At 71.8% G+C, this 11,391-nt stretch carries 12 protein-coding genes; 3 read left to right on the top strand and 9 right to left on the bottom strand.

Features of this window, described 5'->3' with window-relative positions:
* Positions 1 to 12: 12 nt before the first annotated feature.
* Positions 13 to 432 carry a type II toxin-antitoxin system PemK/MazF family toxin gene (locus tag KALB_RS08155; protein WP_025355233.1) on the top strand — a complete coding sequence of 140 codons (420 nt, stop codon included), beginning with the start codon at positions 13 to 15 and terminating at the stop codon, positions 430 to 432.
* 3 nt (positions 433 to 435) lie between these two features.
* Here KALB_RS08155 and KALB_RS08150 read toward each other — a convergent pair whose 3' ends face one another.
* A complete protein-coding gene (locus tag KALB_RS08150) occupies positions 436 to 1,371 on the bottom strand; it encodes an NADP-dependent oxidoreductase (RefSeq protein ID WP_201771971.1) in 936 nt (311 codons plus the stop codon).
* A gap of 88 nt (positions 1,372 to 1,459) precedes the next feature.
* On the opposite strand from KALB_RS08150, the gene KALB_RS08145 reads away from it, so the two are divergent.
* On the top strand, positions 1,460 to 2,404 hold the full coding sequence (locus tag KALB_RS08145) for a GlxA family transcriptional regulator (protein ID WP_030111508.1): 945 nt from the start codon (positions 1,460 to 1,462) through the stop codon (positions 2,402 to 2,404).
* Between the two features lie 39 nt (positions 2,405 to 2,443).
* On the opposite strand, the gene KALB_RS08140 is transcribed toward KALB_RS08145, so the two are convergent.
* Positions 2,444 to 2,890: a winged helix-turn-helix transcriptional regulator gene (locus tag KALB_RS08140; RefSeq protein WP_025355230.1), complete on the bottom strand. Its 447-nt coding sequence runs from the start codon at positions 2,888 to 2,890 to the stop codon at positions 2,444 to 2,446.
* 53 nt (positions 2,891 to 2,943) lie between these two features.
* On the opposite strand from KALB_RS08140, the gene KALB_RS08135 reads away from it, so the two are divergent.
* On the top strand, positions 2,944 to 4,146 hold the full coding sequence (locus KALB_RS08135) for an MFS transporter (protein ID WP_236650200.1): 1,203 nt from the start codon (positions 2,944 to 2,946) through the stop codon (positions 4,144 to 4,146).
* On the opposite strand, the gene KALB_RS08130 is transcribed toward KALB_RS08135, so the two are convergent.
* From KALB_RS08130 to KALB_RS08100, 7 genes are all read right to left on the bottom strand, one after another.
* A complete protein-coding gene (locus KALB_RS08130; protein WP_025355228.1) occupies positions 4,086 to 4,928 on the bottom strand; it encodes a transglutaminase family protein in 843 nt (280 codons plus the stop codon). The two genes, KALB_RS08135 and KALB_RS08130, sit on opposite strands and share 61 nt — an antisense overlap.
* Entirely contained in the window at positions 4,925 to 5,872 is a 948-nt protein-coding gene (locus KALB_RS08125; protein WP_025355227.1) for an alpha-E domain-containing protein, read from the bottom strand. Before KALB_RS08125 ends, KALB_RS08130 begins: the two co-directional genes overlap by 4 nt.
* Complete coding sequence (locus tag KALB_RS08120; protein WP_025355226.1) at positions 5,872 to 7,497, bottom strand: circularly permuted type 2 ATP-grasp protein; 1,626 nt, start codon at positions 7,495 to 7,497, stop codon at positions 5,872 to 5,874. Before KALB_RS08120 ends, KALB_RS08125 begins: the two co-directional genes overlap by 1 nt.
* A 53-nt stretch (positions 7,498 to 7,550) precedes the next feature.
* On the bottom strand, positions 7,551 to 7,952 hold the full coding sequence (locus KALB_RS08115; RefSeq protein ID WP_025355225.1) for a VOC family protein: 402 nt from the start codon (positions 7,950 to 7,952) through the stop codon (positions 7,551 to 7,553).
* Positions 7,953 to 7,970: 18 nt separating this feature from the next.
* Positions 7,971 to 8,825 carry a DMT family transporter gene (locus KALB_RS08110; protein ID WP_025355224.1) on the bottom strand — a complete coding sequence of 285 codons (855 nt, stop codon included), beginning with the start codon at positions 8,823 to 8,825 and terminating at the stop codon, positions 7,971 to 7,973.
* Between the two features lie 184 nt (positions 8,826 to 9,009).
* Positions 9,010 to 10,590 carry a hypothetical protein gene (locus KALB_RS08105; protein ID WP_025355223.1) on the bottom strand — a complete coding sequence of 527 codons (1,581 nt, stop codon included), beginning with the start codon at positions 10,588 to 10,590 and terminating at the stop codon, positions 9,010 to 9,012.
* Positions 10,575 to 11,336 carry an ABC transporter ATP-binding protein gene (locus KALB_RS08100; RefSeq protein WP_025355222.1) on the bottom strand — a complete coding sequence of 254 codons (762 nt, stop codon included), beginning with the start codon at positions 11,334 to 11,336 and terminating at the stop codon, positions 10,575 to 10,577. Before KALB_RS08100 ends, KALB_RS08105 begins: the two co-directional genes overlap by 16 nt.
* Between the last annotated feature and the right edge of the window lie 55 nt (positions 11,337 to 11,391).

Genomic DNA, 11,391 nt, shown 5'->3' with positions numbered 1-11,391 from the left:
AGGGTCCTGGCCGTGTCCGAACACGGCCCAACGCCCCGACCAGCGCGCGGCGCGGTCACCCAGGTGCACCACGTGGAGCGCTCCGCGAAGCTGGACTATGCCCCTGACCTGGACGGATTCGCCGATCCCGGCGAGGTGGTCTGGGCCTGGGTGCCCTTCGAGGAGGACCCGCAGATCGGCAAGGACCGGCCGCTGCTGGTGGTCGGCAGGCTCGGCGGGGCGCTGCTGGGGCTGATGCTGTCCAGCAAGCAGCACGAGGGCTGGCTGGACCTGGGCGCGGGCGCCTGGGACAGCGAGGGGCGGCCCTCGCACCTGCGCCTGGACCGGGTGTACGAGCTGGACGAGCACGACATCCGGCGTGAGGGCTCGGTGCTGGCCCCTGACCGGTTCGGCCTCGTCGTGGACGCCTTGCGGGCCAGGGGCTGGCGCTAGGGATCAGCGCACGGTGAGCACCAGCTTGCCGACGGTGCGACCGGTCTCGCCGAGTGCGTGCGCCTTGGCGGCCTCGGCCAGCGGGAAGGTGCCCGCGATCGTGGGCCGCAACTGCCCCTTGGCGATGAGGTCGGCGAGGGCGGTCATGCCCGCGTGGTCGGCCTCGACCAGCAGCGTCTCGGCCCGCACCCCGAGCCGGTCCGCCTCGGCGGCGAAGGCCTGCTGGCCACGGGCCTTGATGGTGACCAGGACCCCGCCCGGGCGCAGGGTGCGCAGTGAGCGGGTGGAGTACTCACCCCCGATGGCGTCCAGCACCACGTCCACCTCGCGCACGACCTCGGCGAAGTCCACCTCGCGGTAGTCGACCAGCTCGTCGGCGCCGAGGCCGCGCAGGAAGGCGTGGTTGCCCGCGCTGGCCGTACCGATCACGTGCGCGCCCAGGGCCTTGGCGATCTGCACGGCGAAGTGCCCGACGCCACCGGCCGCCGCGTGGACCAGCACGCGCTGTCCCGCCTTGAGCTGTGCCGTGTCGACGAGCGCCTGCCAGGCGGTCAGCGCGGCGAGCGGGACGGCCGCCGCCCCCACGTGGTCCAGGGCGGCGGGCTTGGGCGCGAAGGCCCGCGCCGGGCCCGTGACGTACTCGGCGAACGAGCCCGCGCCGTACGGGTAGGGCAGCATGCCGAACACCTCGTCACCGGGCTTGAACAGGGTGACGCCGATGCCGACCCGCTCCACCACGCCGGACACGTCCCAGCCCAGCACGAACGGCGGTTCGCCCAGGAACATGCCGGGGGTGGACCGGTGCAACCAGTCGGTCGGGTTCAGGCCCGCGGCGTGCACGCGGACCAGCACCTGGCTCGGCCCCGGCTCGGGGCGGGGCAGCTCCACCTCGGTCAGCACCTCGGGGCCGCCGAGGACGTCCTGGCTGATCGCACGCATCGTGGTCGGTTCGCTCATGGTGCCCAGCCTGCCGCCGGGCCGCGGGCCGGGAAATGGCACGATCGCCAACATTCGATAGGATCGTGCCATGCACCGGATCGTCGTGCTGGCACTCGCCGGGGTCTACCCGTTCGAGCTCGGCATCCCCAAGCGGGTCTTCGGCGTGCTGCCCGACCGGTACGAGGTGCTGACCTGCACGGTCGACGGGGCGCCCGTGCGCAGCAACGCCGACTTCACGATCACCGCCGAACACGGGCCGGAGGCGCTGGAGACGGCCGACACCGTGGTGATCCCGCCGTTCGACGTGTCCCTGGTGACCGGCCAACTGCCCGAGCCGATGGCCCAGGCGCTCGCGCGGATCAGGCCGGGCGCCCGCGTGGTGTCGATCTGCACCGGCGCCTTCGTGCTCGCCGCGGCCGGGCTGCTCGACGGCCGCCCGGCGACCACGCACTGGCAGCTCACCGACCTGTTCCGGCGCCTGTTCCCGGCGGTGCTGCTGGACCAGGACGTGCTGTTCGTCGACGACGGAGACGTGCTGACCTCGGCCGGGGCCGCCTCCGGGGTGGACGTGTGCCTGCACCTCGTGCGCAGCGACCACGGCAGCCACGTGGCCAACCAGGTCGCGCGGGCGTGCGTGGTGCCGCCGTGGCGTGACGGCGGCCAGGCCCAGTACATCGAACAACCCGTACCCCAACCGTCCACCGCCAGCACCTCGGCGACCAGGCAGTGGGCCCTGGCACACCTGCACCTGCCGCTGACCCAGTCCGAGCTGGCCGATCACGCGCGGATGAGCCTGCGCACCTTCGCGCGGCGGTTCCGCGACGAGGTCGGCGTCAGCCCGGGCCGGTGGCTGATCCAGCAGCGCGTGGCGCGGGCGCGCGAGTTGCTCGAATCCAGCGACCTGCCGGTGGACCAGATCGCGGGCCAGGTCGGCTTCGCCACCGGCACCTCGCTGCGCCAGCATCTGCGCGAGAGCATCGGCGTGTCCCCGCTGGCCTACCGGCGTACCTTCCGCGCCGCCGGCATGTCATGAAAGTGCCGTTCGCTGCACTGGACGCCGCGAACGGCACTTTCATGACACCTTGCGCACCACGGTGTCCTCGGCCCCCAGCGGCACGCCCTCGGCGGAACGGATCTCCAGCGGGCTGAGCGGGCGTCCGTGCTCGCGGTCGACCAGTTCGGAACGCGGCTCGCCGGGGGCGAAGAAGTGCGCCTCACCCCACTGCCGCAGGGCGACCACCACGGGGAACAGGTCGCGACCCTTCGGGGTGAGCACGTACTCGTGGTAGGCGCTGCCATCCGAGGCGGGCACCACCTCGAGCACACCGCCCGCGACCAGCGACCGCAGCCGTGTGGTCAGGATGTTCTTGGCCACGCCCAGTCCGCGCTGGAACTCGCCGAAGCGCCTGCTGCCGTCGAAGGCGTCGCGCACGATCAGCAGCGACCACCAGTCCCCGATCGCGTCCACCGACCGGGCCACCGGGCAGTCGCTGGCGTCCAGCCGGGTTCGCCGCACCATGAGCCCTCCTTACTGGTTGCAAGATGCTACCAGCCTCCGCTAGCGTCAACATGGTGGCAAGATGCAACCGGATTGTCCCGCTGTTCGCGCTGGCCTGCGCCTGCGCCGTGGCCACCGTCTACTTCGCACACCCGCTGCTGGTGACGATGGGCCAGGACCTGGGGATCGCCCCCGCCGTGCTGGGCGCCGTGGTCACCACGACCCAGATCGGCTACGGACTCGGCCTGTTCCTGCTCGTGCCGCTCGGCGACCTGGTCAACCGCCGCCGCCTGGTCACCGCCCAGTTCGCGCTACTGGCGGCGGCCCTGCTCACCGTCGGCACGGCGAGCACCCTGACCGTGCTGCTCACGGGCATGGCCGCCGTGGGCCTGCTCGCCGTCGTCACCCAGTCGCTGGTGGCCTTCGCCGCGTCGCTGGCCGAACCGGCGCGGCGTGGCCGGGTCCTGGGCACGGTCACCAGCGGGGTGGTGAGCGGCATCCTGGTGGCACGCACCGTGTCGGGGGTCGTGTCCGATCTCGCCGGGTGGCGCGCGGTCTACCTCGCCGCCGCCGGGGTCTGCGCCCTGCTCGCCGTGACCCTGCACCTCGCACTGCCAGACACCGCGCCGAACCCCTTGCGGTACGGGCAGTTGCTGCGGTCGACCGTGCGCATGTTCGCGTGCGAGCCGGTGCTGCGGGCACGTTCGGCGCTGGCCGTGCTGGTGTTCGCGGCGTTCAGCGTGCTGTGGAGCAGCGTCACGCTGCCACTGAGCGCCATGTCCTTGTCGCACACGGCAATCGGCGCGTTCGGGCTCGCCGGGTTGGCGGGCGCCTTGGCCGCCTCGCCCGCGGGCCGCCTGCACGACCGGGGCCTGGGCCAGTGGACGACCGGCACCGCACTGGGTCTGCTGGTGCTCTCCTGGGTGCCGCTCGCGCTGACCCAGCGGTCACTGTGGGCGCTGGCGGTCGGCGCGGTGCTGCTCGACCTGGCCGTGCAGGCGGTGCACGTCACCAACCAGAGCATGATCTACGCGGTGCGGCAGGACGCGGGCAGCCGCGTGATCGGCGGCTACATGGTGTTCCACTCGATCGGCAGCGGCACGGGGGCCATCGCCGCGACGGCCGCCTACTCGGTGGGCGGCTGGCCAGGTGTGTGCGCACTCGGCGCCGCGATCAGCCTGCTGGCACTGGTGGTGTGGGCGGTTCACGCCAGGGTTCACGCCAACCGGGTCAGCTCCACCGACACGGTCAGCCCCGCGCCCGCGCCTCCGGTGTAGATGCCCTTGAACGGCACGACGTCGGCGTAGTCGCGGCCGACGGCGACCCAGATGTGCCGGTTGCCGACGGGGATGGCGTTGGTGGGGTCGTAGGCCCACCAGCCGCCGGTCCACGCCTCGATCCAGGCGTGGCTCTCCCCGCGCACGGTCTCCTTGAGCGCCCCCTCGGGCCGGGTGTGCAGGTAACCGGACACGTACCGGGCGGGAATGCCGATGGCGCGCAACAACGCCAAGGTCATGTGCGCGTAGTCCTGGCACACGCCTTCCTTGGCCTGCCAGGCATCCGAGGCGGAACTGTGCACGCTGGTGGTGCCCTGCTTGTAGGTCATCTGCTCGTGCACGAACCGCGAAGCGGCGAGCACGGCCTCAGCAGGGGTCAGGCCGCGGCGCAACTGCCTTGCCTGGGCGGCGAGTTCGCGGTCGTTGGGCACGTAGCCGGTCCAGCCCAGGTACTCGGTGAACCGGTCGGCGACCTCCTCGGAGCGCAGGTCCGCCCAGCTCGCCTCGCGCACCGGCTCCACCTCGCCGCTGGTCTCCACCACGGAGGAGCCGACGACGCTCAGTTCGGTGTGCGGGGCGTGCAGGTCGAAGGAGGTGACGACCGTCCCCCAGTAGTCGGTGTAGCGGTACGACCTGGTGGCGGGCGCGGTCTCGACCCGGCTCACCACGACGTTCTGCCTGCGATCACCGCGCGGGGTGAGCCGGACCTCGTTGTAGGACTGGGTGACCGGCGCCGCGTACTCGTACCGGGTGGTGTGCGAGACCCTGATGCGCCAGCTCACGCGCCGACCTCCGCGTTGGTCCACGCCACCCACGGTGCGGAGTGGAAGTACTGGTGGGACACGGCCTCACCCACGTCACGAACGGTGTCCTGCAAGGACTTCAGCCGGGTGGGCAGGTCGTCGAGCAGCTCGGAGGTGCGCAGGAACTCCAGCTCGCTGCGGGCCTTGCCCAGCAGGCGGGTCGCTTCCGCCGTGGCGCCGACCCGGACGCTGGAGTGGTGGTCCAGGTGTTCCAGGCAGGACTCGGCCTGTACCAGGGCATGGAACACCGAGCGCGGGAAGAGCCTGTCCAGCAAGAGGAACTGCACGACCCGGCTCGCGTCCAGTGCACCGCGGTAGGTGCGCAGGTACGTGTCGTGGGCGCCCGCGGAGCGCAGCACGGTGACCCAGCCTGGCGAGGACGCCTTGTCCCCGGAACGGGACAGCAGCAGTCGCACGATCATGTCGACCCGTTCCACGGAACGGCCCAGCACGAGGAAGCGCCAGCCGTCGTCGCGGCTCATCGTGGAGTCGGCCAGCCCGGCGAACATGGCGGCCCGCTCCTCCACGAAGGAGAAGAACGCGTGCGGGCCGACCCGGCGCGAGTAGCGCTGCCGCTCGGGCACCGCGTTCCACATCGCGTTCAGGCACTCCCACATCTCGGTGGACACCACCTCGCGGGCACCCCGGGTGTTCTCCCGCGCGCTGGTCACCGAGGCCACGATCGACCCGGCGTTGCTCGCCGAGTACGCCACCAGCTCGGTCAGCGACCACACGTCCAGCACCGCGCCCTTGGGCGGTTCGATGCCCAGCACGGACAGCAGCTGGCGGCTGGCCGCGTCGGGGTCGACGGTGGCGTCCTCCAGCAGTTGGTGCACCGACACGTCCAGGATGCGCGCGGTGTCGTCGGCGCGCTCCACGTAGCGTCCGATCCAGTACAGCGATTCCGCGTTCCGGGCCAGCATCACGCCCCCCGCTGCTGTTGTTGCTGCTGTTGTTGTGCGGCGGTCAGCTCCGGTCCCTGCTCGGTGGCGGTCCCGGTCATCACCCTCGTCCCGACCAGGCCGGGACCGGACAGCTCGCTGTCCACTGTGGACGACCGCGAGGCGAGCACCCAGGTGTCCTTGGACCCGCCGCCCTGCGAGGAGTTGACCACCAGGCTGCCCTCCGGCAGCGCCACGCGGGTCAGCCCGCCGGGCAGCACGAACACGAAGTTGCCGTCGTTGACCGCGAACGGCCGCAGGTCCACGTGCCGGGGCGAGAGCCGGTCGCCGACCTTGGTGGGCACGGTCGACAACTGCACCACCGGCTGCGCGATCCAGCCTCGCGGGTGGGCGCGGACCTTGCGGCGCAACGCGGCCAGCTCCTTGGCGCTGGCGTCCGGCCCGAAGACGATGCCGTAACCCCCTGACCCCTCAACGGGTTTGACCACCAGCTCAGCCAGGTGGTCCAGCACGTGGGCGCGCTCGTCGGGCAGCCAGCACCGGTAGGTGTCCACATTGGGCAGCAGCGGCTTCTCGCCGAGGTAGTACTGCACGATCTCGGGCAGGTAGGTGTAGACGAGCTTGTCGTCCCCGACCCCGTTGCCCACGGCGTTGGCGATCACCACGTTGCCCGCGCGGGCCGCGTTGAGCAGACCGGCCACGCCCAGCACCGAGTCCGGCCGGAAGTCCACCGGGTCCAGGTAGTCGTCGTCGATGCGCCGGTAGATCACGTCCACCTGGCGCTCGCCCTCGGTGGTGCGCAGGTAGATCGTGTGGTCGCGGCAGAACAGGTCACGGCCCTCGACCAGTTCCACGCCCATCTGGCGGGCCAGCAGCGAGTGCTCGAAGTACGCGGAGTTGTGCACGCCGGGGGTCAGCACCACGACGGTCGGGTCGGCCACGTTGGAGGCCGCGGAGTTGCGCAGCGCCCGCAACAGGTGCACCGCGTAGTCGCCGACGGCGCGAACCCGGTGCTGGGCGAACAGGTCCGGAAAGACCCGCGCCATGGTGCGCCGGTTCTCCATCACGTAGGACACGCCCGAGGGGCAGCGCAGGTTGTCCTCCAGCACGCGGAACACCCCGGCCTCGTCGCGGACCAGGTCGATGCCCGCCACGTGGATGCGCACCCCGTTGGGCGGCAGGATGCCCGCCGCCTCACGGTGGAAGTGCGCGCAGGAGGTGATCAGCCTGCGCGGCAGCACCCCGTCGCGGATGATCTCGGCGTCCCCGTAGACGTCGGCGAGGAAGGCCTCCAGCGCGCGGACCCGTTGCACGATGCCACGTTCCAGCTTGGCCCACTCCGAGGCCGCGATGACCCGCGGCACGAGGTCGAGGGGGAACGGGCGTTCCTGTCCGGACAGCGAGAAAGTGATGCCCTGATCGACAAAAGCCCTACCGAGTGCGTCCGCGCGAGCGGCCAGGTCGGACGCGGCGGAGGGCGCCAGTGCCTCGTGCAGCGTGCGGTAGGGCGAGCGAACACTGGCGTCCTCGGCGAACATCTCGTCGTAGGCACCGGCGTGCGGACGCCTCGGATCGAGATAGCCCTTGAACAGCGCGCCCGGCACTCGTCCGTTGCTCGAACTGCCGGTGCGCGCCGTGCGGGTCATAGTCGACATCCTGACCCAGGTGAACCGGGGAAAGCACTACTCCAAACCACTGGTTACACGGAAGAAACCTCAGATGGTGGCCGAACGTCCACTCGCAACGGATGGTCGGCGGGGATCTCGACCAGCACGATGCGCACCCCGTCCGGGTCGGCGATCCAGCCCTCCACGGTGCCCCAGGGCTCGCGTTGCGGCTCGCGCAACGCGGTCACGCCCCGCTCGGCCAGTTCGGCGAAGGCGGCACGGACCTCGCGCACCTGCAGGTAGATCATCGTGTGCGAGCTGGGCGGCTCGCCCTCCCCGTGCCCGGAGACCTCCAGCAGTCCCTGGCCGAGAAAGAACACCGTGCCGCCCGGGAACTCCCGGAACACGGCCAGCCCCAGCACGTCCCGGTAGAAGGCGGTGGCGCGCCGCGGGTCGCGGGGCCGGATCAGGATCCTGCTGCTCAGTACCTCCATGCCTGACACTGTGCCACCTCAGCCGACGCACAGCCCCACGATGCCCGCCAGCACGATCACCGAACCGACCAGCCTGCGCACCGGGTTGGGCTCACCGAGCACCCGCCAGGCCACCAGCGCGCCGAGCACGATGCTCAGCTCGCGTGCGGGCGCGACCACGCTGACCGGGGTGGTCCGCATGACCAGCAGCACGAGCAGGTACCCGATGGGCGAGAGCAGGGCGACGACCAGCACCTCGCGACGGTGCGTCCGCCACAGCTCACCGACGAATCCTCGGTGAGCAAACGCTTGCGGCGCAAGCATCATCGACTGGACCACCGATCCGGCGGTGAAGTAGAGCAGCACGGGCATGCCGATGACGTTCACCGAGTGCGCGTCCCACAGGGTGTACCCGGCGATCGCGGCACCGGTCAGCAGGCCGTAACCGAGGCTGGCGGGGCTGGGCCGGGCGCCACGCCCCATGCTGATCACGAAGACGCCGAGCACCACCGCGCCCGCACCGAGCAGCCCCAGCGGGCCGGGGTGCTCGTGGAACACCAGCACCGCGGCGACCACCGACAGCAGTGGCCCCGTACCGCGCGCGAGCGGGTACACCACGGACATGTCGCCGACCGCGTAGCCGCGTTGCAACAGCACGCCGTACGCCACGTGCAGCACAGCGGTGCCGATCGCGGCGGGCAGCCAGGACCACTGCGGGTGCACGTCCACGAGGAGCAGGTAGCCGATCGCGAGCGGAACGCAGAACACCGCGGAGAGCGTGTAGTAGAGCCAGACGAAGGCCGAACCGCCGGAACCGACCTTCTTGGCGGCGTAGTTCCAGGCGGCGTGCAGCACGGAGGCGAGCAGGAGCAGGGCAGCGGCGGTGGGGTGCACCGGAGAACCTCTCTGGTCCCACGCGGGCGCGCGGGAACCCGGTTACTCCAGGCTTTTCCCCCGTCATATGACCGACCGGCACCGGGCCGACCGTGGTGCCGCTCGGACCAGTCCTCCCGCGCCCTTGTTGTGGTCGTCGAGGCGGGCGGGGAACGGAACCCTAGGCACTGACCACTCGACCGTATCAGGCAGGAGCCCGCACGGCACCAAGCAATTCGGGACCGCGCTCGGCCAGTCGCTGGTAGGCGATCCGGCCGCCCCACCAGGCCGCGAGGAGGCCGCAGGCAAGGCCCACCGGGACCGCGAGCCAGTTCAGCACCGGCAGCGCGTCGAACTGCCCGATCAGCAACAGCGCCACGGCCGGGATCGCGCAGACGAACTGCAACAGGGTGGTACCCAACTGGAGCAGTGCTCGCGAGCAGCCGGGGCGACCGCCCGCGGCGAAGGGGTTGCCGCCGCGCTGCGCGGGCATCGGGTACGGGGCCAGCACCGACAGCACCAACATCACGCCCGCGCTGGCGCCCAGCATCGCGGGCACGATGGCGAGCACCCACGGGTAGGCGGTGGTGTCCCCGGTGACCCCGGGCAGCACCAGGGCCGCCAGCAGCGCGACCGGGGCGACGATGAGCAGCCAGGCGACCTGCCTGCCGCGCACGTCCGCGCGGGCGGCCCCGGGCATGACCAGGGTGTGCCAGACCGCGGAACCGTCGAACCCGTAGAGGTTGGTGGCCTGGAGCGAGGCGAAGAAGACGATCCACAACGCGGCGAAGGGCAGCATGAAGATGCCGCTGCGACCGGCCGAGGAGAACACCGGGATGAAGATGCCGATCACGATCGAGGTCAGCAGCATGGCCCGCCGCCGCGCGTCCCGCCACCACACACGCAACTCCTTGCCCACCACCGCACCCACGGGGCTCACCGGCAGCAGCACGCGGCGCACCCGCTCGGTGCCGGTCTTCGCGGCGCGGCCACGACCGGCCGCCTGCGGCACGGTGAGCCTGCGCGTCAGCAGCCGCGCCCACGCCAGCACCAGCAGGCCGTCCAGCACGGCCAACGCCAGGAGCAGTCCGATCGCGACGGCCCAGTCCGCGCGCACCGCCGCACCGACCGCGTCGGCACCCCACCCGGTGGGCAGGTCCAACAGCACGCTGGTGAACACCGGCGAGGACTGGCCGACGATCAACGGGGCCAGCGCCTCGATCGCGAAGCGGGCGGGCACGTAGGCCAGGCCGACGAAGGCCGCGAGCAGCACGCCGAGGTCCTTGCCGCGCCGCGAACCCAGCACCGCGCCCAGCGCCGCGATGACCACCCTGGACAGCAGCACGGCCAGCGCCAGTTGCAGCAGCACGGCCAGCACCGCGACCACGACCGCGCCCGCACCGTAGGACAGCGCGGCGACCACGAGGCCCGCGAAGGCGATCAGCGTGGCCACCGGCGGCACGCCCACCAGCGAGGCCGCCAGCATGCCGAAGGCCAGCCGGGTGGGCGGCACCGGCAGCAGGGCGAAGTTCTCCGGCCGCAGGGTCTCGTCCCCGCCGCCGGTCAGCACCGGACCGAACAGCCAGCCCAGGGTCCAGGCGGCGGCCAGTGCCGCGGCGATGGTCGTGCCGACCTCGGGGCCGCCGGGGTGGCTGATCACGAACCCGGCGCTGACCACCGCGGCGACCAGCCCGACCAGTCCACCAATGGCGTAGGAGACCCCGCGGCGCCCGCCCAGCGAGTGCGAGAGCACCCGCAGCTTCATCCGGATCAGGACGCCAACCACGACAGGCCCTCTCCCCCGCCGGTGCGCCCGCCGACCAGGTGCACGAACGCCTCCTCCAGGGTCCGGTCCCCGCGCACCTGCTCCACCGGCCCGCTGGCCACCACCCGGCCCCTGGTGATCACCGCGACGTGGTCGCACAGCTTCTCCACCAGCTCCATCACGTGGCTGGACAGCACCACGGCCCCGCCCGCGTGCACGAAGCGCTGCAGGATGGTGCGGATCGTGGCCCCGGACACCGGGTCGACCGCCTCGAAGGGCTCGTCCAGCACGAGCAGCTTCGGCGCGTGCAGCAGCGCGGTGGCCAGCCCGATCTTCTTGCGCATGCCCGCCGAGTAGTCGATCACCAGCGTGCGCTCGGCCTCGGTCAGCTCCAGCACGCGCAGCAGTTCGTCGGCCCGCTCCGCCACGGTGTCCGGCGCCAGCCCGCGCAGCAGCCCGGTGTAGGTGAGCAGCTCCCGCCCGGTCAGCCGCTCCGGCAGCGCCAGCCCGTCCGGCAGCACCCCGACCAGTTCCTTGGCCCGCACCGGGTCGGCCCACACGTCCGCGCCGAAGATCCGCACGCTGCCCGCGTCGGGGCGCAGCAGCCCCACGCACATCGACAGCGAGGTGGTCTTGCCCGCCCCGTTCGGCCCGACCAGGCCGAAGAACGAGCCGCGCGGCACCGTCAGCCCCACGTCGTCGACCGCGACGGTGCTGCCGAACACCTTGCGCAGCCCCGAGATCCACAGCGCCGGGCTGTCCTCCACCGGTACCCCCTCCTGAGTGAACGACGATCACCCCATGATGCACCCCGGCGCGTGA

This window comes from Kutzneria viridogrisea DSM 43870 (assembly GCF_000525635.1).
Taxonomy (GTDB): domain Bacteria; phylum Actinomycetota; class Actinomycetes; order Mycobacteriales; family Pseudonocardiaceae; genus Kutzneria; species Kutzneria viridogrisea.
This window is presented reverse-complemented; position numbering and strand designations above follow the sequence as displayed.

Bases quoted from the DNA above. Each gene is read 5' to 3' on its own strand.
- KALB_RS08115 (WP_025355225.1), bottom strand. From the start codon at position 7,952: ATGGAGGTACTGAGCAGCAGGATCCTGATCCGGCCCCGCGACCCGCGG.
- KALB_RS08120 (WP_025355226.1), bottom strand. From the start codon at position 7,497: ATGACCCGCACGGCGCGCACCGGCAGTTCGAGCAACGGACGAGTGCCG.
- KALB_RS08145 (WP_030111508.1), top strand. From the start codon at position 1,460: ATGCACCGGATCGTCGTGCTGGCACTCGCCGGGGTCTACCCGTTCGAG.
- KALB_RS08140 (WP_025355230.1), bottom strand. From the start codon at position 2,890: ATGGTGCGGCGAACCCGGCTGGACGCCAGCGACTGCCCGGTGGCCCGG.
- KALB_RS08125 (WP_025355227.1), bottom strand. From the start codon at position 5,872: ATGCTGGCCCGGAACGCGGAATCGCTGTACTGGATCGGACGCTACGTG.
- KALB_RS08150 (WP_201771971.1), bottom strand. From the start codon at position 1,371: ATGCGTGCGATCAGCCAGGACGTCCTCGGCGGCCCCGAGGTGCTGACC.